The 26,569-nt window shown below is 42.8% G+C and carries 21 protein-coding genes and 1 pseudogene; 9 read left to right on the top strand and 13 right to left on the bottom strand.

Annotated features, from left to right (window positions below):
* Positions 1 to 485: 485 nt before the first annotated feature.
* The 5 genes from arsS (at position 486) to H0262_RS08570 (ending at position 4,996) form a co-directional block, all read left to right on the top strand.
* Positions 486 to 1,454 carry an arsenosugar biosynthesis radical SAM (seleno)protein ArsS gene (arsS, locus tag H0262_RS08590; RefSeq protein ID WP_181210466.1) on the top strand — a complete coding sequence of 323 codons (969 nt, stop codon included), beginning with the start codon at positions 486 to 488 and terminating at the stop codon, positions 1,452 to 1,454.
* A gap of 83 nt (positions 1,455 to 1,537) precedes the next feature.
* Complete coding sequence (locus tag H0262_RS08585; protein ID WP_181210465.1) at positions 1,538 to 2,347, top strand: DUF547 domain-containing protein; 810 nt, start codon at positions 1,538 to 1,540, stop codon at positions 2,345 to 2,347.
* A 17-nt stretch (positions 2,348 to 2,364) separates the two neighbouring features.
* Entirely contained in the window at positions 2,365 to 3,105 is a 741-nt protein-coding gene (locus H0262_RS08580; RefSeq protein ID WP_181210464.1) for a TIGR04283 family arsenosugar biosynthesis glycosyltransferase, read from the top strand.
* Positions 3,106 to 3,207: 102 nt separating this feature from the next.
* Positions 3,208 to 3,831 carry a TIGR04282 family arsenosugar biosynthesis glycosyltransferase gene (locus tag H0262_RS08575; RefSeq protein ID WP_181210463.1) on the top strand — a complete coding sequence of 208 codons (624 nt, stop codon included), beginning with the start codon at positions 3,208 to 3,210 and terminating at the stop codon, positions 3,829 to 3,831.
* Positions 3,832 to 3,940: 109 nt separating this feature from the next.
* Positions 3,941 to 4,996, top strand: a complete 1,056-nt coding sequence (locus tag H0262_RS08570; RefSeq protein ID WP_149408327.1) for a methyltransferase domain-containing protein — start codon at positions 3,941 to 3,943, stop codon at positions 4,994 to 4,996.
* Positions 4,997 to 5,126: 130 nt separating this feature from the next.
* Here H0262_RS08570 and mtnP read toward each other — a convergent pair whose 3' ends face one another.
* The 6 genes and pseudogenes from mtnP to H0262_RS08540 form a co-directional block, all read right to left on the bottom strand.
* Positions 5,127 to 6,020 (bottom strand): S-methyl-5'-thioadenosine phosphorylase, encoded by an 894-nt coding sequence (gene mtnP / locus H0262_RS08565; protein ID WP_181210462.1) that lies wholly within the window; start codon positions 6,018 to 6,020, stop codon positions 5,127 to 5,129.
* A gap of 47 nt (positions 6,021 to 6,067) precedes the next feature.
* Positions 6,068 to 6,541: a GFA family protein gene (locus tag H0262_RS08560; protein WP_181210461.1), complete on the bottom strand. Its 474-nt coding sequence runs from the start codon at positions 6,539 to 6,541 to the stop codon at positions 6,068 to 6,070.
* Between the two features lie 245 nt (positions 6,542 to 6,786).
* Positions 6,787 to 7,698 (bottom strand): haloalkane dehalogenase, encoded by a 912-nt coding sequence (locus H0262_RS08555; protein ID WP_181210460.1) that lies wholly within the window; start codon positions 7,696 to 7,698, stop codon positions 6,787 to 6,789.
* 190 nt (positions 7,699 to 7,888) lie between these two features.
* Complete coding sequence (locus H0262_RS08550) at positions 7,889 to 8,578, bottom strand: glutathione S-transferase family protein (protein ID WP_181210459.1); 690 nt, start codon at positions 8,576 to 8,578, stop codon at positions 7,889 to 7,891.
* 112 nt (positions 8,579 to 8,690) lie between these two features.
* Positions 8,691 to 9,227: a peroxiredoxin-like family protein gene (locus tag H0262_RS08545; RefSeq protein WP_181210458.1), complete on the bottom strand. Its 537-nt coding sequence runs from the start codon at positions 9,225 to 9,227 to the stop codon at positions 8,691 to 8,693.
* 454 nt (positions 9,228 to 9,681) lie between these two features.
* Positions 9,682 to 10,244 (bottom strand): annotated as a pseudogene (locus H0262_RS08540) (IS1595 family transposase); the annotation flags it as partial.
* A 13-nt stretch (positions 10,245 to 10,257) separates the two neighbouring features.
* Between H0262_RS08540 and H0262_RS08535 the strand changes: the two are divergent.
* Complete coding sequence (locus H0262_RS08535; protein ID WP_310502986.1) at positions 10,258 to 10,659, top strand: LysR substrate-binding domain-containing protein; 402 nt, start codon at positions 10,258 to 10,260, stop codon at positions 10,657 to 10,659.
* 96 nt (positions 10,660 to 10,755) lie between these two features.
* Here the strand turns inward: H0262_RS08535 and H0262_RS08530 are convergent, their stop codons facing one another.
* Entirely contained in the window at positions 10,756 to 11,667 is a 912-nt protein-coding gene (locus H0262_RS08530; protein WP_149408307.1) for a LysR family transcriptional regulator, read from the bottom strand.
* Between the two features lie 173 nt (positions 11,668 to 11,840).
* Here H0262_RS08530 and H0262_RS08525 point away from each other — a divergent pair, with 173 nt between their 5' ends.
* Both H0262_RS08525 and H0262_RS08520 read left to right on the top strand, forming a co-directional pair.
* Entirely contained in the window at positions 11,841 to 12,293 is a 453-nt protein-coding gene (locus H0262_RS08525) for a DoxX family protein (RefSeq protein ID WP_181210456.1), read from the top strand.
* Between the two features lie 234 nt (positions 12,294 to 12,527).
* The gene (locus H0262_RS08520) at positions 12,528 to 13,346 is read left to right on the top strand and encodes a class III extradiol ring-cleavage dioxygenase (RefSeq protein ID WP_181210455.1); all 819 of its coding nucleotides are present in this window, start codon (positions 12,528 to 12,530) and stop codon (positions 13,344 to 13,346) included.
* 697 nt (positions 13,347 to 14,043) lie between these two features.
* Here H0262_RS08520 and H0262_RS08515 read toward each other — a convergent pair.
* The 6 genes from H0262_RS08515 to H0262_RS08490 form a co-directional block, all read right to left on the bottom strand.
* Positions 14,044 to 15,309: a type III PLP-dependent enzyme gene (locus H0262_RS08515; RefSeq protein ID WP_181210454.1), complete on the bottom strand. Its 1,266-nt coding sequence runs from the start codon at positions 15,307 to 15,309 to the stop codon at positions 14,044 to 14,046.
* 1 nt (position 15,310) lies between these two features.
* Complete coding sequence (locus H0262_RS08510; RefSeq protein WP_181210453.1) at positions 15,311 to 17,341, bottom strand: IucA/IucC family siderophore biosynthesis protein; 2,031 nt, start codon at positions 17,339 to 17,341, stop codon at positions 15,311 to 15,313.
* A gap of 71 nt (positions 17,342 to 17,412) precedes the next feature.
* Positions 17,413 to 18,690, bottom strand: coding sequence for an MFS transporter (locus H0262_RS08505; RefSeq protein WP_181210452.1), 1,278 nt, complete (start codon positions 18,688 to 18,690; stop codon positions 17,413 to 17,415).
* A complete protein-coding gene (locus H0262_RS08500; RefSeq protein WP_181210451.1) occupies positions 18,690 to 20,483 on the bottom strand; it encodes an IucA/IucC family protein in 1,794 nt (597 codons plus the stop codon). The genes H0262_RS08505 and H0262_RS08500 overlap by 1 nt, the downstream gene beginning before the upstream one ends.
* A 67-nt stretch (positions 20,484 to 20,550) precedes the next feature.
* Positions 20,551 to 21,786: an acetyl-CoA carboxylase biotin carboxylase subunit family protein gene (locus tag H0262_RS08495; RefSeq protein WP_181210450.1), complete on the bottom strand. Its 1,236-nt coding sequence runs from the start codon at positions 21,784 to 21,786 to the stop codon at positions 20,551 to 20,553.
* A gap of 294 nt (positions 21,787 to 22,080) precedes the next feature.
* Positions 22,081 to 24,276, bottom strand: coding sequence for a TonB-dependent siderophore receptor (locus tag H0262_RS08490; RefSeq protein WP_181210449.1), 2,196 nt, complete (start codon positions 24,274 to 24,276; stop codon positions 22,081 to 22,083).
* Positions 24,277 to 24,481: 205 nt separating this feature from the next.
* On the opposite strand from H0262_RS08490, the gene H0262_RS08485 reads away from it, so the two are divergent.
* Complete coding sequence (locus tag H0262_RS08485) at positions 24,482 to 26,569, top strand: TonB-dependent siderophore receptor (RefSeq protein WP_259275436.1); 2,088 nt, start codon at positions 24,482 to 24,484, stop codon at positions 26,567 to 26,569.

Below are 26,569 nucleotides of genomic sequence, written 5' to 3'. Positions count from 1 at the left end.
AAGTTAAACGAAACTATATGCTTAAGCAAGAATTTTATTATGGCACTCATCGGGTTTATCGTAACGTTCATCGGATTTATTGGGATAAGTGTTGTTTTTCTGTTACAAAAGCGTTTTTAAATCACCTATAAAGGTATTTACTCAAAAACATGAGGGAAATAAATGGAATATTAGCGTAAGAAAAGCAAGAATAACGGAATAATGAGCTGACAAAAAACGCTCATTATTCAGGAGAGAATGGCACAAGTTTTTAAGTCGTTCAAAGTTGTGAAAATATCGCAGCTTTATTTTGTCCTTCTATATAGCTAACATTATAAGTGTTCAATAATCTAAGATTAATGGCAATACATCAGAAAAAATAAGGTATTATTAATTAGATTAGCTTTATATAAGCAGTAGATTTATAAGACAAACACTATCTATACCAAAGATTTAATGATGTCCATTTATAATCAAGAAGACTGACACCTGGATTCTATACCACTATGAAATCTACCATTGAGTTACTCGAAGATACTGATTTTCCTACTATTAAAAGGCGAGAACTTAAAATCTTGCAAGTGAATATGGGCTACTTGTGCAATATGTCCTGTGTGCATTGTCATGTTGCCGCCAGTCCGTACCGTACAGAGATGATGTCACGTGAGCTGGTTGAGCTGATTCCACAAATTTTACAAGCGCAAAATATCGATACACTGGATTTGACTGGTGGTGCACCTGAGATGCATGAAGACTTTAAGTACTTGGTTAAAGCAGCACGAGCGCTGGGTGTCAAAGTGATTGACCGCTGCAATCTGACGATTCTGATGGTAGAAGGTTATGAGGATATGGCGCAGTTCTTGGCGGACAATGAGGTCGAGGTTGTTGCTTCGCTTCCTTGTTACTCATTAGAAAACGTAGACAAGCAGCGCGGCAAAGGGGCGTTTGATGACAGTATCTTAGGACTACACAAGCTTAATGCTTTAGGTTATGGTAAATCTGGTTCGAATTTGACATTGAATCTTGTGTATAACCCACAAGGGGCGACACTACCACCCAATCAGCAGCAGCTAGAAGCGGATTATAAGCGTGAGTTAAAAGTGCACTTCGATATTGAATTTAATCAGCTATTTGCGTTAACCAATATGCCTATTCAGCGCTTTGGTGCGGTTCTATTGGCTAAAAAACAGTTCCATCCTTATATGGATTTACTCAAAGCCAATTATGTGGCCTCCAATTTAACCGAAGTGATGTGTCGCTCGACTATCAGTGTAAATTGGCTGGGAGAATTATTTGATTGCGATTTCAACCAGCAGCTTGAGATTCCGGTACCAAACAAAGCCCGCCGTCATCTACGAGATTTATTAACACAAAATCCTGCAGGTGATGATATTGCCATTGCGGACCATTGCTATGGTTGTACGGCAGGACAGGGCAGTAGCTGCGGCGGTATTTTAGAAGAGTTAGCTATGTAGCTTTATTAGAGTAGATTAGATAAACCTGGAATAAGTGAGATTAGAATAGGCAGAAACCTATCTATCTAAGCGGAGTTACTACCATGTCATTATTCAATAACTTAATGGTCAAAACGACTATTGCCACCGCTATTTTGTTATCAAGCGCAGCCGCCTATGCGGATTTTAATCACAGCAGTTGGGATACGTTGCTAGATAAACATGTAACCATGACCAATGCTGGTAAAGCGTCGGTAGTTGATTATGCTGGCATGCAGTCGGATAAAAGTAAATTAGATAGCTATATGGCTGCCACTAGTAAGGTCAGTCAATCGGAATTTAACGGTTGGAATAAAGATGAGCAATTAGCCTTTTTAATCAATGTCTATAATGCAGGTACGGTGGAGTTGGTGCTCACCAAGTATCCAAATATCAAATCAATTAAAGATATTGGATCCGTATTAAGCTCACCTTGGAAGCAGAATTTCATTTCACTGTTGGGTAAAACACGCTCGCTAGATGATATTGAACACAATCTGATTCGCGGCTCCAAGCGTTACAACGACCCACGCATTCACTTTGCGGTTAATTGTGCCAGCATTGGCTGTCCTGCGCTCCTAGACGATGCGTTTACTGGAAAGCGCTTAGAGAAGCAGTTAGAGCAAGTCACCAGTAAGTTTTTGGCAGACAGCAGCCGTAATCGCTTGAAGGGCAATACGCTTGAGGTATCACCAATTTTTAAATGGTATAAAGAAGATTTTACGATGGGTTGGCGCGGTACTAATGACGTTGCAGGATTTTTAGGACGTTATAGTCAAGCATTAGGAATGAATAGCACTCAAGTGAAGGCCTTAGAGCAGGGTAAAATAAAAGTCAGTTATACCAATTATGATTGGCGGTTGAATAAGAAATAAACTGGGCGTTAATAAAAATGACTGCTGTGCCAATCACACTCTCTATCGTAATACCGTTATTAAACGAAGCGGATAATTTGCCTAAATTGATGGGTCATCTTGCTCATCTGAATCCAGCACCTTATCAGGTCATACTAGTGGATGGCGGTTCAACAGATAACTCAGTTGCCATTGCCAAGGAACTGATTGAAGGTTTGATAGATAGCAGTCCATCCGTTATTAGCGAACAGGTTATTGATTGGCAAATAATAGAGTCCACCGCTGGACGTGCGCTGCAAATGAATGCAGGTGCTGAGCTAGCAACGGGTTATGTGTTGTTGTTTTTGCATGCGGATACGCAGCTGCCGAACCACGCTATTGCCGATATTACATCAGCCGTCAGGCAAGCCGCGTGGGGGCGTTTTGATGTACGTTTGGAAAGTTCTACATGGATGCTCAAGGTAGTCAGTCAGATGATTAATTGGCGTTCCAGATTTAGTGGGATTGCAACGGGTGATCAAGCGATATTTATCAAAAAATCACTTTTTGAGCAGCTGGGTGGTTACCCTCAGCAGCCACTTATGGAAGATATTGAACTTTGCAAACGTCTTAAAGCTGTTGGTAAGCCGGCTTGTCTACGAAGCAAGGTGATGACTTCGGCACGGCGCTGGCAACAGTATGGCACTTGGCGCACGATAGGTTTGATGTGGCATCTGCGTTTTGATTACTGGCGCGGTGTCTCTGCTGATAATATTAAGCAGCGTTATTATAAGACTTAGTAGCTAATAATTGTCCTTATTAGCCGTGAAGAATCCTAAAGTGCGCTCAAACCGTTTAAACTTGTAATAATAAAAATTCAAATACTTATGCCAAGAGATGCTATGCAAACAGACGCGCTTATTATTATCTTCGCCAAGTTCCCCGCTCGTGGTATGGCAAAGACACGTTTGCAGCCTGCGCTTGGTCTTGAGGGTGCATCACTTATAGCAAAACAGCTGTTATTGCATAGCGTTGAGCAGGCACTAGCAACCGGATTTAGCGTCGAGCTGTGTGTGAGTCCAGCGCCAAATGATTTATGTTGGCAGACGCTTGGTTTACCTGAGTCATTGCAGTGGTCAGCGCAAGCAAATGATGACTTAGGGTTACGTATGTTAGCTGCTAGCAGGCAAGCGTTAAATACTTTTAAACAGGTGGTATTGATTGGCACGGATTGCCCAAGCTTAACGCCAGTGCGTATTCAAGATGCAGTGCAGCAATTAGAACAGTCTGATACGGTCATGATTCCTGCCTCAGATGGCGGTTACGTGCTCTTAGGGTTTAAGCAAGTTGATGACAGTTTATTTTCGGATATTGAGTGGAGCACTGCCAGCGTGACAGCAGTGACTCGACAACGTATTGCAGCATTGAGTTGGACATTGGCGTTATTAGACCCACTGCACGACATTGATGAGCCTACAGATTTAAAACATTTGCCCGTAGGTTGGCTTGAAAAAATAGGCTCTTGATTAGCTGGTTCTTTAAATATGGTTCATATTTCTTATCTTTAGGATGACCCTGATATAGGGGGCTGAATAAGGTTGCTTAAGCCGTTTTATTATTAACAAGGAAGTTATTATGCATGAGGTCGTTCAAGATTATTATGGCAAGCAGCTACAAAGTACTGAGGATTTGAAAACGTCAGCATGCTGTGATATTAGCAATATGCCAAGTTGGTTAAAGCCTTTGTTAGCGAATATTCATGATGAGGTTCTAAGTCGATATTATGGTTGTGGCTTGGTCTGCCCAGCGCTACTTGAAGGCTGCCGTATCCTAGATTTGGGCTGCGGTTCGGGCCGTGATGTCTATGCATTAGCACAATTGGTTGGACGTACAGGTCATGTGGTCGGTGTCGATATGACAGATGAACAACTAGCCATTGCAAAGCAGCATCAAAATTATCATGTGGATAAATTTGGCTACGACAATGTGACTTTTCTCAAGGGCTACATCGAAAAGCTAGATGAGCTCAATTTAGACCCCAATAGCTTCGATATCATTGTCTCAAATTGTGTTATTAACCTATCGCCTGATAAAGCAGCGGTGATGGCCAGTGTGCAGCGTTTGCTCAAGCCTGGCGGTGAGTTTTATTTCTCTGATGTCTATGCAGACCGCCGTATACCGCAGCATTTAGTCAATGATCCTGTCCTTTATGGAGAGTGTTTAAGTGGTGCCTTATACTGGAAGGATTTTGAGCGCTTAGCACGACATGCTGATTTTTTAGACCCGCGTTTGGTTGAAGATCGTCCGCTTGAAATCACCGATCCGCTACTTGCTGCTAAGATTGGCGATATTCAGTTTTTTTCCGCTACTTATCGATTATTCAAGATTGCCACGCTGGAAGATGCTTGTGAAGACCATGGTCAAGCAGTCATTTATCACGGAACCATTGACCAGCTACCGCATCATTTTAATTTAGATAAACATCATACGATTGAGACAGGCCGCGTTTTCCCTGTCTGTGGTAATACTTTTCGTATGCTAAAAGAGTCACGCTTTGCTAAGCATTTTGATTTTATTGGCGATGATAGTCGCCACTATGGTATTTTTGCAGGTTGTGGTAATATCTTACCGTTTGGTCATCAAGCGGATATAGTGTCTGGGCCGTTTGTTAATTCAGGAAGCTGTTGCTAAAAGTAAGACCTGTATGATGTTGAAAAAGCTATCTCTCCAAAAAGCTATCTTTCATATAAAAGAGGCCCTCAAATAGTTTGAAGGCCTCTTTTATATGAAAGAACATTATAAATGTCTAAGGTTTTAACCTCTACGGAAGCAATGCCGCAAGCCTTGTCTTAGTCTCTTCGCTCATCGCTTCAACAGGCGTGACTAATGCTTGGGTCAAAGCAGTATGAGCGATTGATTTAGGCTGTTCGGATGCAATTAATGCCACAGCTTGCTTAATGACTTGCTGCGCGTTGTCTGCATTTTTCATTAGATTTTGTATAGCATAATCTGCACTGACGGCTTGCTCATTTGGATGCCAACAATCAAAATCTGTCACTAGCGCTAACGTTGCATAGGCGATACTGGCTTCGCGTGCCAGCTTAGCTTCTGGCATATTGGTCATACCGATAATATCCGCTTGCATCTGCCGATACCAATGTGATTCTGCGCGAGTTGAAAACTGAGGTCCTTCGATACAGACATAGGTGGCTTTTGCGTGGCACTGCCCATCGGCAATATCCGCGTTGTCATAAGCTCGAATCAAGATGTCTGCTACTTCAGGGCATAAAGGGTCAGCCATTGACACATGGGCGACCGCACCATCTCCAAAGAACGTGCTTACTCTCTGCTTGGTCATATCAATCATTTGATCGGGGATGACCATATCTAGTGGTTTCAGCGTTTCTTGCAATGAGCCAACCGCTGATACTGAGACGATATAGCGTACGCCTAAAGTCTTTAAGGCATAGATGTTGGCACGATAAGGCACCTCAGAGGGGGTTAACCTGTGTCCTTGACCATGTCGCGTTAAGAATGTAACTGTGACGCCATTAAGTTCACCGAGCACGATGTCATCAGATGGCTCACCATAGGGTGTCTCAATTTTAACGCTACGCTTATTGGTCAAAGCTTGCATTTGATACAGACCGCTACCGCCGATAATAGCGATATCGGCAGCGTTTTTTACCGTAATTTCTACTGCGGTTGAAGTCATATTGGGTTCCAAATGATAATTGGTAGAGTCTGTCAAAGTTAATACTACTAGCGTTTACTGACTCTCTTATACATACCTTGAGCAAGCGCCTTCAAGATCATCGCCTGACTTTGCACAAAGCCGTTGTACTTGGGCAAATCATCCTTTATATCGCTGGTGCGGCGATTATAAAATAGATGCATAGTTGGCTTGGGTAGTGCCGCCACATCAGGATAATTTGTTGTGGGTATTAATATTAGATTGCCGCCCAACGCCATTTCTATACTGGGTTTATTGCAACGGGTACAAAGTCCGCGGCTAATATTTGGTGGGAGTTTCCAGCGGCGAAATTTGGTTCTGATAAGGTTTAATGAACTCACATCGGGTTTAAGTAAAATCGTCACATCATTATAAGCTTGGCCAGTGAATTCTTGGCAAATAGTGCAGTGGCAGATAAAGCGTCCAATGGGTTGATTGTTGATCGTATAAGTATTGCTATAACAGGAGCAAGAGCCTTCTTGTGGGGTAAATTCTCTGCTCATTGGTCAGTCCTTAATAGTAGGGGCGTGGATATTTAGTATTTTGAAATATAGCACTATCCTAGCGTATTAGTGTAGTCGCTTTCAGTATCATGATCGAATAGGATCTATGCTAAAGAAGATGCAGAGATAAACTAGTGGTTTAATGAAGCATTTAACATGACTAACAAAAAGCTGTCAAAAAATTATAGAAAATAGCGCAAAGTTCTTTATATTTTTTACTTTAAGTCACTTAGGGTGATGATGAATTATCTCGGGTTATCATGAATAAATTGGACCAAAAGCTTAGCCACTTTTTCACCTTGGTCTTCTTGAAGAAAATGTCCGCCGTTGGCAATAGTCGTATGTGCTTGACCTTTGGTTCCGGGAATGATTTTTTGCATAATGCGATCGCCACCAGCAGTCACTGGGTCAGAATCGCTGAATAGTGTGATAAAGGGCTTTGTCCATTTACTCAGCTCAATCCATGCGGCGCGATTATTTTCTGAAGCAGGATCATCCGGCGTCGAGGGTACAAGCAGTGGAAACTGTCTAGCGCCCTCCTTATAGGATTCATCAGGAAATGGCGCATTATAGGCGTCGATCACCGCCTGTGACAGCTCAGTAACGGTACCGCTCTTGATGGTCCCTCCGACATGAAATTGAGGTGTTTCCTGCGAGAATTGCTGCCATTTACGAAAACCTTCACCTAGATCGTGGTCGCCGGTGGGGAGCATGGTGTTGCCAGCTGCTACCCGAGCAAATCGGTCTGGATTTTCTGCAACCAAACGCAAACCAATCAGTCCACCCCAATCTTGACAAAACAGAGTGATGTTATTCAGATCTAATTGGTCGAGTACGGATTGCATCCAGTTGACATGACGTTGGTAGGTATAGTCAGTACGAGACGTGGGTTTGTCTGAGCGCCCAAAACCGGGGAGGTCTGGCGCAATAACGCGGTGTCCCGCTACAGTCAGTATCGGAATCATTTTACGATATAGATAACACCATGAAGGCTCCCCATGCAGCAGTAACACTGGATCAGCGTCTCTTGGTCCTTCGTCTAAATAATGCACGCGCAGCTCACTGTCTTCGCTGTCGTCGACCATTAGATAGTGCGGGTCAAAGTTGTAATCTGGTAGGTTTGCAAAACGCGAATCGGGAGTTCTGAGTATTTTCATGTCTCGTCCTTGAGTTGGGTAAATGAGCGCGTATTCTTACACAGCTGATGGAATCTTAGAGTTAGGGTGGATCGCCACAAAACCCGATGAGAATGGATCGCCGTCACCAATCTTAATCATGTGAGTATCATGTTCCGTACTCTTACCCTATGCCAATTATTCCTCTAACTTGATCGTTGTTCTTTGGCTGTTAGGTATTCTTATCGGGTTTAGCAAAGTTTTGAGGATATAGCGCGCGTGCTGCCACATCATCAAACTCGGTCTTAAACTCGATGCCTTTAGGAATATTTCGGGCTTTTTGGACCGCAGGACGAGCACTTATATTTGCAAACCAGCGCTTTAGATTAGGATAGTTGTCTAAACCTTCTTCACCTAACACTACGGTTGCTTTATCAATCCACCCCCAAGCTGAAATATCAGCAATGGAATACTCATCGCCAACCAGATACTCGCGACCTTCCATGTGGGTCTCTAACACTTCGTAATGACGTTCGGCTTCACGAAGATAGCGATTGATAGCATAAGGCGTTTTCTCTGGTGCCTTATGTCTAAAATGCACGGATTGACCAGAAAACGGTCCTAAACCTGTCGCTATAAACATCAACCATGACAGCATCTCGCCACGATCTTCTGGTTTACCGGCTAATTTCCCTGTTTTTTCGGAGAGATACATCAAGATAGCAGTAGAATCAAACACGAGTTTGCCATCATCTTCGATTGCCGGGGTTTTACCATTGGGGTTAATAGCGCGATACTCAGAGGTATGTTGTTCGCCTTTTAAGGTATCTATAGCGATCAACTCATATGGCAAGCCAGTCTCTTCGAGATAGACAGCTACTTTCATCGGGTTTGGGGTTTGATGAAAATAAAATTTGAGCATAACCTGATCCTATCATGTTGAGCTCTTAGTTTGACAATCATAAAAGCAATGAAAAATACAAATAATCCTTAAAGACTCATGCAGTCATTAAGGATTATTTTTTACAGTGAGCCTAACGATGCGTACCGCGAATAGGGTAGTCATTCTTTCGAATAAAGGCTAAACCATTCGCAAGGGCTTCAAGTTCAGGTCTAGCAAAAGGTGCGTTGGAGATATCAACGATTTGAATTTCTCCATCAGCATTAATCACAAATACACCAGGCTCTGCAAAGGGATGATCGGTCTCTTTCTCTGAACGTGGCTCTGAGATATAAAGTCCTAGCGTATTCATCTGCTCAACAGTCAGACCATAGGCAATAGGGAAGTCGATATCTAATTTTTCTAAATGACTCTCTAATTGCTCTTTACTATCACCTGATACTGCAATGATATCGACACCCGCATCAGCAAATGACGATTTTACGGTTTCTAACTGGTTGAGGTATTTAGTACATATGGGACAATGTTGACCTCGATACACCACGACCAATTTCCAGTCATGACCATTATCAGGTGTACCTAGTGACTTTATATCACCATTTAGTATTTGTACGTTTATATCGGGGAATTTAACACCGGCTTGAATTTTTTGTCCGTAGTTTGATGGCATGATTTATCCTTTAGAAGTGTTTATAAGTAGGAGTAATTTATGTAGCAATGATCATCTTAACTGGACTAAAATAAATGTTCAAGATATATTTGAGCAATCACTCAAGTTAATTGATCATTCCAATCTACAGATGCTAATGTCCAGTTTACTAAGCGTGTAGTAAAAGAATATGGGCGCATAGGACAGGCAATATTTAAAATAGAAAGTAATGTGGTAGATTCACCATCACAACGAATATGAATGGATGCCTATTTAGTTATACTCATTGGTGTTCAGCTCCTTTGAATAAAATCCCTTTGAATAGAATTAAAATTTCTATCCTAAAAATTACCTTAAAGCTATTGCCTACATCTCTTTACTGTACCACTTGCAGCCCAGTTTGCAACACATAGTTAGAATGATGGCTACTATTGAATATAAAGCTAGGGGCTGTCCTAGATAACCAGTTCAGTTCCTATTTAACCCATTGTTTTAGCTGATGTAATTGACGTTTTGGATTACTGTAGTTAAAACGCCACTCACATTCTTTTAGAAACAGATGGAAATGTTCTTTTGGAATGCCATTATATTTACGCATATGACGCTTTGCTTGACTCCAAAAGTTCTCTATTCCGTTAATATCATTATTGTCTTGTGCAAACTCTTTTGAATGATTGATACGATAATGGGTAAACTTACTGATATCAAGGGCATTATAACTTCTGAATGAGTCAGTATAAACGAGACTATCAGGCTTTACTTTCTCTCTTATAATAGGGATTAAGGTATCGCTTTGGCATTAGGGATGATACAAGCATAGACGCTACCATTGCGCTTCAGTAGTCCAAAAACAGGAACTTTGTTACCAGCACCCCGACCACGTTTGCCTTTGCGTCTGCCGTCAAAGTGGCTCTCATTAACTTCTATTTCGCCTTCTAGAAGGTCAGGCTCCTGACTATTTTCATAAATCAGTAGTCTTAGCCTGTGAAAGTAATAGCTGGCTGTTGTTTTATTAACATCCACTAAGCTTGCTGCAGTTCCTGTCAGTCACGTGCTTATAAAGGAGAATCGTACTAGCATCAATCTAATGGATTTAACCAATGAAAATCTATTGTTATATCCAACAGCGCCGCGTCCCAGCTTTATTGATTATGTGTTGGAATTGTTTGAAGCCCGTAACTTAAAAGCCAATTATCTGACTGAAGTACGTGAGTTACATGTTGCATTAGGGTTAGTAGCAGCAGGTGAAGGCCTGACTATTGTGCCAAAGACGCTTGAGCATCTGCGTAGTCAAGAAGTGACTTATATTCCATTTGAGGATGGTCATTTAACCTCACCGATTGTGATGAGTGTCAGACATTTTGACAAATCAGAATTGTTAAAAACATTGTTAGACGTGACTTATCAGATTTATGATGAAGAAGGGTTTGATTATAAGCGTGAGAAAATATGAATACATCATAGTGTTAATATAGAATATAAACCTATGCGTGAGAATTTACGAGTGCTAGTTTAATAAACGAGTCATTACCGTTAAGCCCAATAAAAGCTAAGGTATGGACTCGTCCCAGTACGGTGGCGTGCCATAATAGCCTTCCATAAAATCAATAAAACACCTCACTTTATGTGGCAGTAATTTTCTATGGGCATACACTGCATATAAGCCCAAAGCCTCAGGCTCAATTTCTGGTAACACGACGACTAGTTTGCCACTGCTAATTGATTCACTGATAATAAACGTCGGCTGTAATACCAAACCTGCGCCTGCAATAGCCGCGTCCACCAATACATCACCATTATTACTACGAAGCTCGCTACCTTGCTTGAGGTATTTTGCTTTTAATAATTGGTAGATATCGTCCTTACCATCCATATTCATATAGCTGTAATGCAAATAGCGGTGTTCGGCAATATCTTCAGGTTGAGTAGGCGTGCCATGTTTGTTCAGGTAATCAGGTGCAGCGCATAACATCACACGAATGGGTGCGACCTTCTTAGCAATCAGTGACGAGCTTTTTAGCTGCCCGATACGCAAGGCCACATCGAAACCCTCCTCGACAATATCGACTTTGCGATCAGTTAATTGTAGGTCGACCTTGACCAATGGATAATGGATCTGAAAGTCAGTGATTAACTTAGCCATATGTTTTAAGGCAAACGATACTGGTGCACTGATTCTTAAAACGCCTTTGGGATTCTGTTGTAAACCACCTAATTTTGATTCCATATCATCAATGCTAAGTAAAATCTGTTGTGCATGTCCGAAGTAATGACTGCCAGCTTCGGTAAGGCTGACTTTACGAGTGGTGCGATTAAGCAGGCGTGTATTTAGCTGCTCCTCCAACTTAGAGACATATTTGCTCACCAACTGCGGTGACAGCTGCAAGGTATTTGCCGCATTACTAAAACTGCCTTCGGTCACCACTGCCACAAAGGCGCGCATTGCATCGATTCTATCCATATTTTGCCCTATTTCTATTTAATCATCAAAATTCAACGCCAAAACAATTATCAATGATATGTTGTTAATTATTCAATATTATCTATCTTACTCTTTTACTGTGTTGATAGTAAAGTATGGTTATTCCAGGAATTAAATACCCTTCCTAAAATAAACCTAATGGAGTAATAACAATGAAAATGTCAGTACTGAATAGAATTTTGCTATCTAAAGCGGGCGCTGCCGCTTTAATCCTTCGTGTACCCGTAGGTTTGATTTTGATGGCTCATGGCTCACAAAAGTTATTTGGCTGGTTTGGTGGCAATGGGCTGGCTGGCACGGCTGGGTGGTTAAGCAGTATGGGTATGGAACCTGGTTTCCTAATGGCAATATTGGCAGGGGGTGCTGAGTTCTTTGGTGGTCTTGCCTTAGTATTAGGATTATTGACACGACCAGCTGCATTAGTCGCTGCATTCACTATGCTCGTTGCTATTTTTTCTGTTCATATAAATAATGGGCTGTTCGTCGCTGATGGTGGCTATGAGTATGCCTTAGTATTGATGGTCGCTTTGATTGCTTTGGCAATACAAGGTGGCGGTTATCTCAGTATGGATAATGCTTTATCAGAAAAATTAGATAATGTTTAATAATCATCAGTAATAAATCCACATTTACTCGCTAATAGTAAGTGTCCATCTTAAGTAATGGCAACAATTGGACTAAAAACTGGCAACCTATATAAGATAAAGAAGGCTATGTTCGCTGGCTTGTGACTTTAGTATGCTTCCATGTGGCTTATTATTATTTAAAAGCATTGAATCCCAGTAGAACTGTCCCTGTTCATCCTAGCAGTATTTAGTAAAGATAATGGAGTGAAGCTAATGAATAATGAGTCTATTTCAGCCACGCAGCCAGTATTATTTATACCTCACGGTGCAGGTCCTTGTTTTTTTATGGAGTGGCAGCCAGCTGATACTTGGGATCAAATGGCTGAATTTTTAAAAGATATCTCAAGTCGCTTGCCACGGCGTCCCAAAGCTGTTTTGATCGTCAGCGCACATTGGCAAACCTCCGAGTTTAGTATTACCACTAGCACACAACCTGATCTAATTTATGATTATTATGGGTTCCCTGAGCATACTTATCAGCTGACTTATCCAGCAGCGGGCGCGCCAGTATTGGCTGAACGGATAGGTAATATGCTCACTGATGCAGGTTTAAACAATACACAAGATGCTACAAGAGGCTTTGATCATGGAGTATTCATCCCGTTAAAACTCATGTTCCCTAATGCGGATATTCCAGTAGTGCAGTTATCGCTACGTCAGGATCTCGATCCTGAAGCCCATTTAATGGCAGGTAAAGCAATTGCGACATTACGTGATGAAGGGGTACTAATTGTGGGCAGCGGTATGAGTTTTCATAATATGCGCGGTTATGGCGATAAAAAATTCACGGCTCCATCAGTGGCATTTGATGATTGGTTAACTAAGACGGTTGCAGCCGATGAAGATGCGCGATTTGCAGCTCTTAGTGATTGGTCTAAAGCGCCCCATGCTATTGAGTCTCATCTATTAGGAAGCGAAGAGCATTTGATCCCGCTGATGGTTATCGCGGGCGCAGCAGGAACAGATCAAGGGCAAAAGGTCTATTCTCAGCAAGTAATGAACACTCAGATATCAGCCTTTCAGTTTGGCTAAGCTCAGACCCTTCTATCAAACCTTAATATCAATCAAGCTATCTGAATATTTCTAAAATTAATAAGAGCCCGCTAAAATGCCTCAGTAGATGCTTAGTGGGTTTTTTATACATAACGCAGCTATGTGGTCTACGCTGTAAGTCAGGTAGGAACTCAATTGGGAGATTTTAGGCATACTACTTAATCATAACCTATGCTATCGATTTCGTAATCATGCAATCCATATCTAAAATGAATAGTTCGATACCTGTATAGCGCATCGATCATAAATCAATGCAAATGAGTGTCATGGTTAGGAGGTTCTGAGCACACGAAAATCAACAGTCAGTCTATAGTGGTCAGCATACTATCAGGCGAGTCTGACACGAAAAATCCCATCACACGACAGGCATACAAATCCAAAGACGGCTAGATAACACTAGCCGCCTTTGATACGAATATAGGTGACATCACCTGTCTAGAATTGTTTAAGCGCAGATGGGCTAAAGTTACGGTTTAATAGGTTTTCATGGGTCTTATGCCCATCATCAGCTTTCTTGTATTTATAAGTTTTTATTCAACGACTTTGAGGTTCTATTTTTGCCACAACCTTACCTGCCGAACTGTCACACTGAAATCAGCTTCATTCTTTCTTAATTATTGACGGTGCCTAGCAAAAACGCATATTTTTCTTTATATATTAAATTAGCCTTATCCTTTTATAAAAAAATCATTTTCGGTGGCTGATGCATTAAGAAGTTTTGGTGAGAGATATTCCAAGCATAAGCGCCTGCTAAGGTAAAAACAAGGTAGTCGCCGATATGCAGCGCGTCAATCCATTGGTCTTTTGCCAGTATGTCTTTGGGCGTACAAAGCTGACCGACAAGGGTTGCCTTGGTGCCAGTGATGGCGGCTTGCTCTATCAGATTTTCTAGCAACTGGTTTTCCATTGCGTGGCTCGTGCGGCGCGGCACGATACAAAAAGGATGATTGTGTTGCTGCGCGGCGGGCGTTCTAAAGTGATGCGTGCCGCCATGACCAATCACAAATGTCTCGCCAAGATTTTTTTTGATATCCAGTACCCCCATGACGTAATAACCACAGGGCGCAGTGATAAAACGTCCAATCTCAAACCTGACCGTAAACTCCGGATTTGCAGTTAAAATGATGGCAAGCTGTTGACAGAATACTTCCCACTCAAAATGCTGCGGCTGCTGATCATAGTGAATACCAATGCCGCCACCCACATTGATGGTCAGTTTTGAGGGCAACGACGAATAATTCTGTTGCCATTTCTTGACCATCTCCATATAGCGCTGCATTAATAGTAGATGGCGATCTACTGACAATTGATGCGACATCAAGTGAAAATGAAACCCACAAAATTCAATAAATGGGCTTGATTCGATGATAGCTAGCGCTTGCTTGAGATGGGTTTCATCCAGCCCAAAGGGGGTAGGCTTGCCGCCCATGACCAGCTTACTACTGCCGATATCACCAATATCAATATTCATCCGCAAAAATATACGGACGGTAAGCTGCAAGGATTGACTTAATGTTTGGATTCGAGCCAGCTCGACCAGACTCTCCACATGAATGGTATCGATTTGCTGTTGTATGGCTTGCTGTAGATCTGAGGTAAGCTTGCCCGGTCCACCAAAAATAATAGGATGGTTCGGCTGGTGGGTTTGTAGCCAATTGAGCTCGCCTGCAGAAGCGGCCTCAAACCCATCTACATGCTCTGCTAAGGTTGATAGTATTTGAGGCTCAGCATTGGCCTTTATGGCATAAAACAGCTGCGTGTTATCAGGCAGGCAGCGCTTCATAGCTGTTATACGCTCTTCTAGAGCTTCCAAGTCATAAATGTAAGCACAGAGCGGTGACGGCTGCGCATCATAATTATGGATACAGTCAATTATTTTTTGAGGAAGCGAATGCTTATCTGAGGTTTCGACTAAGTGTGTTGTTGTCACGTTTGTCATCATTTTAGGCAACCTTTGATTCAGATAATTTATGAGTTTTTATATTGTCTTTATTGGCGTTGAGCATAGAGGACTGCCACGGGCAAGGGAGCATCACGTAGGCGGAATGTTTATCAGCAAGCGTGAGTAATCGAGTTTTATAATTGGTCTTGCTGGGTAAGCTACCGCCGTCTAACAAATCCTGAATTTCAGGCTGAGTACCATATACCAGCTGCCAGTTCATCAATATATCTTTGACATGCTGCCAAAGTCGCGCCTCTAAAATCTCTGCTGATTGCGCACCTCGGCATAAATAAAAGATGGCCTCACTAAGATTGTTCACAAAAACGCAATAGGCAATACGTGACCATCCTGCTGCTTTAGAATAGCGGATGGATTGTTTACAGCGCTCGGATAAACCAGTCGCGTCAGCAAGTGACCACAGGCTATCAACCAGCTTGGTGCCTTCCAAATCTCGAATCCAGACGCATGTCGGCAGACCTTGATGAAAGCCAATTACCGTGTTTTGTAAATGCGGCTCGAAAACAACGCCATGATTAAAAAAGTAATCAAACGTGCCGTCAATTAAAGTATTTGCATAACGGCTGAACCATAAGCAGGCTAGAGTGTCATAAGATGAATGCTCGTTATCACGTTGACCAGTGTGTACGCAATGTTTTTGTAGCTGGCGCTCGATGACGCTGTCTCCGAATCTATCCTCTGTAAATAAGGCCGCAGCAACTTGTGGCTTAAGATATTTAATTTCATCCATCGTAAATGACTCTCGAAATAACATGCCAAAGGACTCGGTAATAAACTGAGTCGAGCTGGAATCGTCATCGGGGAATTTGGCGCTCATATCAAGGGTGGCAGCCCCCGGCTCTAACATCAGCTTAAAAGCTGGCGCAGTCAGACGCTTGCTGTGATCAATTTTATCTAAAATGCTATTTAGATAAACGGCACTGTGGAGCTCATACCAAGAGTTTTTGCGAATGCAATTGGTCAGACGAACATGGATAGAGCATTTGATAAAATGTGATAGCTGGTGATGATATAAGGTGCGCACCGATGAGGTTGGGGATACCGCCTTACCTGTCAGACCAAGCGGTATCATATATCCTGATGTGACTGCTCGCTTGATGGTGGTATTTGCCAAGATGTCATCGGCTTCCCACGGATGACAAGGGTAGTAAACCCAATCGGTGTCGCTATCAGTATCTGAATTAATAGACTCTAGTAAGTCGCCAGCGTCAGCAAGTAACGTGCGAGCGATATTGCGCAGTATGGTTTTGGTGTCTTTGCCAATATAGCTGACAAGGGAGAAGTCAACCTTAAACCAAAACAGAGCAAACTGGCTTTGGGTTTCGGGCGAGTGCGCCAATAAAGACGTCATGTCGACCCCTTGCCGGCTTTTTGGCGACGGATGATACGCATGACCCCACAGCAATGCTTGCTCGCTATCTATATAGCCATTAACGGTGGATTTATCTTGCTGTAAATCGTGATGGTAGTTAGTAGCGTGGTTGCTAGAGGCCTGCAAAAAAGCGGTTGTCACGCTGATGCTATTATCAATCTGGTATTTTAGCTCTTGGTTGATATCGATTTGATAACGCGTAGCAATATAACTGTGCAGATAATCGACCAATTGATAAATGTTGAGGCACGCCCATGATTGACCGCGAGCTTTTAGCCAAGGCGCTCCGCTTGGATGGCTCTTGCCTAGATGACTAAAATACGCCACTGGCAATACGATTTTTGCAGAAGCAGCCTCATTAGCGACAGGAAATCGAATCGTTAATAGGCGCGTGCTTAGGCAGGCGCGGTTATCACGTAGACACAGTGGTAAATCGTCATCAGACTCATCAATGCTTAGGTCTTGATTGGGGATGGCAAACTCACGAAGATAACAATTGATGATATTCGTCAGTGCATGCTGCTCAGACTTATACTGATGGTACTGCGAAAGCAGGCTTGGCACTGGGATATTTTCAACTGTTTTACTGGGTGGTAGAAAATTTGGTATCGTGTTGTTTGATAGTGAATAGTTTGGTTTCATAAGTGAAGTCTTTTTTTTAATGTTTTAAATGTTTTAGATGTTTTTAGAGTAATTGTTGTTTGTAGTGCCCTCTACACAATATTGCTATATTTTTCTTGATACATTTTGATAGTTATTATCGCGATAACTGCCATCATTGCTGAGAGAACAAAAGGAGAGATCAAACCAAACATCGGTACAAATAAAGTGACCGACAATCCTGCTAGCACGCCGCCCCATTTTGCTAGCGCATCATAGCGAGAGAATATTTTGCCGCTATGCTTAGACTGATTGGTATCCGCCATTTGCGCATGCAGGCTTTGGTAACACATAAACATGCCAACGCCAAATAGCATCCTAGCCAACCAAATCAGGGGAAGATAATCCGTCAAATGCAGTAAAACCGCACTCGCTAATACCGTAAAACCAAGGCTTAAGGATGTTGCTGGCAGGCGTTGGCTGATGCGCCCATAGAGCAGCTGGCAGATCAGATACATGACATGAGGCATGGCATATAACTGTCCTATTTGAGAGGTGCTAAGCCCAAAAGTTTTGGCAAATGGCAAAAAATAGGGGAAAGTCGCTACCATACAAAAGGCTAAGAAAAACTGCAGCACCGATATAAACAGATAAGGATTGGCGAAAAAAGCTGTGCTCGTTAGACTTTGTGCTGAGTGCTGAGTCTCCTTTTTATCGCTTTTAGCTGTGTTGCTGTTACTGTTGTTGGTTTTGGTTTTGGTTTTGGTTTTGGTTTTTGTAGATGCTTTTGGCAATTGGGTAGTCTTGGTGCTTGTGCTGACATTGTCTGCTTTGATAACGTCTTTTTTTAACAAAAAGCTGAGTAGTAATGCTAAGAGCGGCAGAATGGCAAGTACGCGATACAAACTTAACACCTCGTAATAGTGTACCAAAAACCCTAGCCCAATCGGGGCCGTAATCAGGGCAAGTCGTGCTGAGAATTGAGTGAAATTCAACACCTGTTTTAAGGCGTTTTTATCAGTGATACTGGTGGCTAAATAGGCGTTTGAGGCAGCCATTGTCCCACCAAACAGCCCCTGAACGCTCAGCCCTATGACGAGCTGCCATAAAGACTGAGAAAATCCGCATATCAAAAACCCCACCGCCAAACCCAACTCCGCCCGCAACAAGGATGTTTTGCGACCATATGTATCGGCAAAACTTCCCCAGTATCTGGCAGCGATGGCAGTCATGAGGGTCGGTAATATAAACAGCAAACCAACCCAGCCTGATTGCAATGGCGCATTTAGCTCTTGGAGCATGATTGGTAAAAACAGTGGCATACCTAACGCAGAAAACGCGGACAGGTAGTGACAACATAGGACGATTGCCACCATCATTCGATAGCTCATTAGGAGTCCTGCTTGTGTTGCTGCATAAGTTTTAAGGTATTGGGTGCTGATTTGCCATAGAACTTATTGATATCGCTCGCGCCAGACTGCTCTTTTGACAACAGACTGCCAGCAGACAATAAGTATTTGATATACCAGTGCTGGCTCTCTAATAAGACTTGCTTGGCAAGATGGATGTCGTAACCTTGTTTAGAGAGGCTGTGTAAGGTCGTATCAATACAGTCTATTAAGGTTTGATAGGCGTCATGACGGTTGATGATGTTATGGGCGCTCATCATCTCAATAATGGCAACGATGTCTAGCTGGAGCGTGATGGTCAAAAACATCTGCGCTAATGCCAACTCATCTTCAACGAGGATACGTTGGTCTTTAATATCATTAATAGCACTGCTATTTATCACATTGCCTAAACCAAATTGTGCCATGCCAGCGTTAAATCGCGGTGAATAAAGGCGTGCAGAATCATTGTCTTTCATGAGCAAGGTCATCGTGCGGCTATGGTGATCAAATACAATGACGGCATTTTGCTGATTGGCTTCTAGCGCAATGCCATATTTGATCCATAAATTTAAATGAACATGGCATAACAGATGGATGTACTCTTTTAACCAAAGCTTACTATCACCGTCATAAAACTGTGCAATTAAGTGGCTGATAAAGGGGCGACCATCAGGCATGACGCTGCCAAATGCTGCCACTGGGACAGGGGTTTTGTCCGTTAAATTGATATCGTCATAGTGCCTGACTATAAAGGCAAGAGTTTTATCATCGCCCATATGACCACCTAGGCTTTCATCGCAATGGGCGTAACACCCTTGCAGCGCAGCATCATTTTTTTCAATCAACTGCAAGGTGCGTTGAAACCAGTGACCATCATAAATGGTTGAGGGTTTAATTAAGCGCACGTTTTTATTGCCCAAGGTGCGGACGATGAGCGGTATTTTGATATGAATATTTGGCTCAGCACAGCACACTACCGTGCGCACAGATAAGGTTGGTTGTACGCTGAGCGCAGACTTGGGTGCCAATATAAGTTGCCGCGTATCATCCTTGAAAGCATGTTGCAGCAGCGACAGCGTTAACGGATGTACTGGAAATAGGTGATGCGTCTGTTGGAGGTCCGGACTGAGACCGACGTCTGCAAAGCTTGGCCAAATATTAGGCAGCTTGGCGCTGACAGTGCTTAGTGCTTTAGAGATAGCAACCCAATATAGACTAAAGGTTGGTGCAAACTCTGGACTATAGGCTGCGATATCAGACGCGTCCAGACCAAGCTTGGCTCGGGCAGTCGGATAATAAGGGTGATCCAAATACGAGGCGACTTGATCGGCGTATAGCAAACGCTCAGACCAGCTTGGGTATCCATTAATATTGCGCTCAAGATGGCGACGTTGAGACTCAAACCCTTGGCGCGCTAACGCTCGGTGTTCGATGGCACAATCAAGCTCAAGCAGATAGCTGTCGAGCGCAGTCTCACAGGCATCTGGCAACTGTTTGAGAATGGCGACAAAATCCTGATAGTCATGCTTGATGAGGTAACCGTCTGAGTTTTTTTGAAGCCACATTGGGCTGGCAAGTTGCCAATATTGCATATAATCACTGGCTACAATCGGCAACCAATTGGTTTGATTGGATGAGTTTATTTTCAACCACAACTTTTGCTGTTTTAATCCTTCCGGAAGGTTGGGAAGATCAAATTCTGTTTCGATAACAGCATGATCTGATAGCAAACCATAGACATCTTCGCGGATGCAGGTGTTAATAAAGCGTTCGGTAATATACTGCTTATCCATTATAAACTCTCAAAATATAACAATTTAAAAACTAAAAGTTAAATCGGTAAAAGGTAGGTCTAAAGTTTTATGCGTCAAACTGCCATTGCAAATTTTCTATAGCATCGCTTAGTACGTCATTCATGGTGTTTACGCAATCGGAATAAGCCAGTAGTCGGCTTAAATAGTCTTTATTAGAGTGGGTAATGTGAATAGTTTGATGTTGTTTTTTTAGGGGCTGATGGATAATGGTCGTCTGCTGCATTTGCTTATTAAATGGGCTAGGTGCTATGCAAATGGTGCCAGATTGAGGTGCAACAATGTAATGAATGCGTGCATGCGTACTGATGGCGAGTGACCCGAACTCGGCCTCTAACTCAGCAATGCTGACCCCTTGATGCAATCTAACAATGGTATCAAACCAAGGGTAGTGCGCCATATCATGTAATAAAAACTCTCTACCATCGCCGATGCTGCGATAATTGATTTCAACCAAATGCACCTCGCCCGTTGGGGCAATAATAAACTCACTGTGACAGACGCCAAGCCCCACACCGATATCTTGCAGAATTGACAAACAGCGCTCACGGTACTGTACACATAAAGGCGTATTCCAAACCGCATCAAGCTCTACAAAATGTGGCGGTTCGGTCAATGTCACCTCAAAGCCGCCTACCGCCACCAAACTCTCACCATCTCCGAGTGTCTCTAACGTAATTAAGCGCCCAGCCACATAGGACTCAACCAAAATAGGCAGGGTCTTTGATTGCCAAAAAATTTGGCAATAACTTAGCAGCTCGTTTTTATTCATACAAAGCTGAACGTCCATGCTCGCGACGCCTTGCTTGGGTTTAGCGACCAGAGGAAAGTTGATGCTGAGGTTCTCAAGATGTAAATCTTTAGCGCTTAGCAGCTGATAGCCGGCTTGATATAAGTAAGCAGAATGCAGCTGTTTTCTCATTAAGTACTTGTCTTTAAAAACCAAACAGTGACGCCAGTCTTTACTAGGCAAATGGAAAAATTCAGCGACGACAGCGGTTGCGGCTTGTAGATGGTCGCTATTACTAAAGACCAGATTGGGCAGGATATGATGACTATTTAAGGTGTCAATGATCGCTAGCGGGTTAAATACATCGCACTCAAGGATGCTGATTTGTGCTCCTAAAGGCGTCGCTATTAACGCATCCATGTGAGCGTCTTTATCATCGGTTATGATAATCAATTGACTGTCAGGTGCGTGCCTCAATTTCAATAAGGCGGGGATAAAACCTTCAATAACTGCATCATTGACCACATGAGTGATAAGAACCGTTGCATAGGACATAAAGCTTTCCTCTTATAATGAACTATCAATAAAAACAAGCATGACAATATTTCGTGACCGTAATGATAATGATAATGATAATGATAATCATTTACAAGTAAGTTATGAAAATATTGTGCTATTAATGGCTGAAATCTACTAAAATTTTTAAGAGAGGGGTTTAAGTGCGAAGGTAAGCAGTGAAAATTGATAAGAGAGACAAACAGGTTGCAATGTATTTTGAAACAAAAGCAAATCCATTTCAGATTTGCTTTTATCGTTGCGAAGTATTCAAGGATTAGGATTTATTAACCCTTAAAATTGATAGTTAAGCCCCAGTTTGTATGAACGTCCGGGTGCAGGATAGCGACCAACAGGACTGGTATCGACACCGCGGAAATAATACTGTTCATCAAATAAGTTATTAATACCGAACTGAACAGATAGTTTTTCGTTTTTGGTATCTTGCAATGTTTTTTGTAGGCTCAAATTCCAAACTTGATACGCAGGTGTCTCACCAATGCCGCCGTCTTTGTTTTCTGCTACCGTGTTAGCATTATCAGCATAAGCTTTGTCATAGTAAACGCCAGATAAAGTGGCGTTGTAATCTTGATGCTTATAACTGGCATGCCAGCCCAACTGATGTGGCGAGCTGTACGGCAGTTGATTGCCTTCATCTACCCCTTCTTTTAGCGTGGCATCAAGATAGTTGTAACTAAGACCTACATCTAGGTTTTTGAATGTTTTTGGGGCATAAGTAATCGCAGTTTCTAAACCTTGATGCAAGGTACGACCCACATTATCAAAGCTTTGCTCTGCGCTGTTCCATTGCAGCTGATCTTTAAAATCTATGCGATACAATCCCAAATTAGCTTGCAGATTATCGGTGGTATAGCGTGTACCTATTTCATAATTCCATGCAAGCTCACTGCCTTCTTCACCGTTACCGCGAATATTGGCAATTTGCGGCGTTCTTAGGGATTTCTGCGCATTGGCATAAATCAGCCAAAGCTTGTCATCAGACTTGGTTAATGCATAAGATGTGGTTAATCCAGGTAGCCACTCTGTGATGGTATTGTCTGCTTGCGTGTTATTACCAGCATCATTAAACGTCATTTTTGCATTTTCATAACGAATACCGGGGTTAACTTTTAGACGCTCATCCAGAAAGCTCATCTCATCGCTCACATAAGCGGCCCATGCATCCGTTTGTAGGTTCCAATCACGGGGCATGGTCGTCGTACCATCAGCAAGTTTGGTTTGCGTCAGTTTATAATCGATGTCTTCATTGACGTAGCGCACGCCACTGATGAGGTGGTGCTTGATATTTTTGCTATCACCAATCTTCATAGAAAACTTCGGCTCTACGCCATAAACAGTAAACTCACGAGGGGAGGTACGCAGGCTGTCTGCTGCAATAGTAGGGTCTGCCCAATGTACGCCTTGTTTGTTCGCTTGTGAGTTAAATCCCCACTCAAAATTACGTGTGGCATGATGACCAAAAGTAGTGACGTCTAATACTGCTTCATCACCGATATCCAAGTAGTTTTTGTACTTAGCATGCCAGCGCGTTGATTTACCTTGATAAGCTTCAAGTGGGCGTTGACTCTGTCCAACATCTTGCTCATAGGCAGCAGGCGAGAGCGCACCCGGCATTTCTGTATCGGCATCATAGTATTGTAGGAACCCTTCTAGTTCCTGATTGTCATCAATATACCAAAGGGCTTTTGCTTGTAGGTTAGTGACTTCAGTGTCTGAGTGATCTCTAAAGCTGTCGCCCTTAATACCGTTGGCTTCTAGCTGTACTCCGAAATCATCATTTAACCAGCGGCTGTGACGGGCATATAAACTGGTTAATGGCTTACCGTTCTGTTCAAAGATCGTTAAATTGGTACCAATCTCAGTTTGAGTTTCTTTCGCGATAGGTTTGGTAATGAGGTTAATCACGCCACCAACATTATTTGGACCATATTGGGTCGCAGCCCCGCCGCGTACGACATCGATGCGCTCAAGATTATCGAGGGTTGCTGGAAAGATAGACTGACCGGTATGACCATAAGGTGCCAAGGTTAAAGGAATACCATCCATCAAAAACTGCGCTTGTCCACTACGGCTGGCATGTAGACCGCGGATAGAGATGTTAGGTAATACACCAGTCCCTGTTTCATCGTCAATTTTGACACCTGGAATAAACTGTAATGCACTGTCAATTGAGTTACTCACGGTTTTCTTAATGAAATCGTTGTCAATCACCGTACGATTACCGGCAAATGCTTTTACCTGATTAGCACTAGAATCACCTAACGTCTCTGCAGTGACAATGATTGGCGCGGCAGTAAAAGAAAGTACTTTTGTTTCTGCTTTATTATTAATGGAGCTAGTTGTAATGGAAGTGTCTGAGCGAGCCTCAACACTCGTTTTCTTACTAATGGGCGTCATCTCAGCGCTACTTTGTTGATGAATGCAAAACATAGCAAGACAAAGCGCAGAACGTTTAAAAATAATAACCATAACCATTCCAATTATTTAGCAAGTGTTTATGTCAGTTAAAGGTGAATAGTGTTACTAAAACGTTGCAATTATAAACAGTAATAGTTATCATTTGCAAAATTATTATCATTCATATAATTAAGTATCAATAAATCCTGCTCAATAATTATTGATACTAAGCCACTGACAACCTCGCTCATTCCTTAACATATCTATGGATCTAATTATGTCTCACCATCAACCTAAACCCTTAGTGACTGCGGTCCGTGCTCAATTATTCCTAACCATGATGATGACTGGTCTAACCATGGTGGTGAGTCAACAGGTTGCTGCTCAAGAGACAGCTATACAGCCATTAACAACACTACCATCAACGACGCTAGCGCCGATTGTGGTCATGGCTAAAACCTATGAAGGCTATGCTGCTTATGCCCCAACATCAGGGACCAAAACGCAGACCGAGTGGTTAGATGTGCCGCAGTCAGTATCGGTAGTGACTAAAACGGAGCTAGAGGATAGGGGCGCGGTGCGCGTGATGGATGCTATGAAAGGCGTCGCCGGTTTGAATAACACGCTTGGCGAAGGTAGCCGAGACGAGTTTGTGCTGCGTGGATTCAATGGTTTAAACGATGTCTATAGCGATGGTATGCGTGATGATGGCAAATTGCAGTCCTATCGCAGCCTCGCCAATGTAGAGCGCGTAGAGGTGGTAAAAGGTCCAGCGGGCGCGCTGTATGGGCGTGGTAGTGCGGGCGGCATTATCAACCTCGTTAGCAAAAAAGCAGAAGGTAAAAACTTCGATAAGGTGCAAGCGCAAGTGGGTAGCGATGGCTTAGCCGTGGCGCGCGTCGATAGCTCGCATAAATTATCAGATACCGTCAATGCCCGTATCAATGCCGAGTATCGCCGTAGTGACTCCTATGTCGATCATGTCGATTCAAATGATGTCTTTATCGCACCGACAGTTCGCTGGCAGCCGACTGACCAACAAACGCTTGATTTCTCGCTTGATTTTATGCGTCAGCACCTAGTGCCTTATCGCGGTGTTCCGTCCAAAAATGGTAAGCCTGTTGATGTACCTCCTAATACTTTTTATGGCGGCACCAATGATTACCAAGATTCAGACACTTGGCATGCCAATGTCAATCATGAGTTTGATATTAACGAAAACGTTAAATGGACCAATCGAGCTTCATACAGCCATATTACTTTAGAGCAAAAAGGCACTCGTCAATCATCTGCTGATGTGGTCAATGATAAGGTTGAACGTACTGTCAATAATTTTGGTTATGATCCACGCACGACTAAGACATTGCAGTCTGAGCTTGCTTGGAATAAGGGCAATCATGAGCTGCTATTTGGTGCCGATTATAATGATATTGACATTGATTTAACTCTTGCGACTGACAAAAATGTACCACCCACATCTGCAACTAACCCGAGCGCTGGTCCAACGCCTAACCCAGGTTTCCCCGCATTTCGTAAAAATAGCACCCAAAGCATCGGTGTCTTTGCCCAAGATGTCTATCACATTGGCGACTGGTCACTTGTCGGCAACGTTCGCTATGACAATATGCGCCTGAGTCAAAACGCTAATGGTAAGGACAGTGAGCTTAACGACGACAAATTCAGTTACCGAACAGGCGTCGTCTATAAGTTTAATGACGCCACCTCCGCTTATGCCACCGTAGCGCGTTCATGGCAGCTGCCTTATTCAGGAACGTTTATCAATCCAAAATTGGGTGCACTTTATCAGACCGACCTAAAAGAGATTGGGGTGAAAACGTATTTAAATAATGACGATATTATGCTGAATGCTTCTCTCTATCGCATTGATAAAGAAGACCCAAAAACCAATGACAATCGCGAAGTGACGGATAAAGATGAGTTTCGTCATCAAGGTCTAGAGTTAGAAGCTCGAGGTAAGCTAAGTGATAATTGGGATGTGTCGGCAGGCTATAGTTATCTTGATGCTGAAGATAAAAAAACGGGTCTGACGCCAAACGACGTACCGAACCAAACGTTCTCGTTATGGACCGCTTATCAACCCGCTGATCAATGGCGAATTGGTGGCGGGGTGAATTATATCAGTGACCGCTACGCTGGAGACGCAGAGGCAGTCGAGCTCGCTGGCTATACGACCGTAGATTTAATGACTGCCTACAGCATAGGCAAACATAATCTGCAATTGAATCTAAATAACGCTCTGGATAAAGAATATGCGCTTGGGGCTACCAATGGCACCTCGGGCAAAAACCAAATTGGTCTTGGTGCGCCTAGAACATGGTTGTTGACGTATAACTATGCGTTTTAA

The organism is Psychrobacter sp. D2, assembly GCF_013608135.1.
Lineage (GTDB): Bacteria > Pseudomonadota > Gammaproteobacteria > Pseudomonadales > Moraxellaceae > Psychrobacter > Psychrobacter cryohalolentis.
This window is presented reverse-complemented; position numbering and strand designations above follow the sequence as displayed.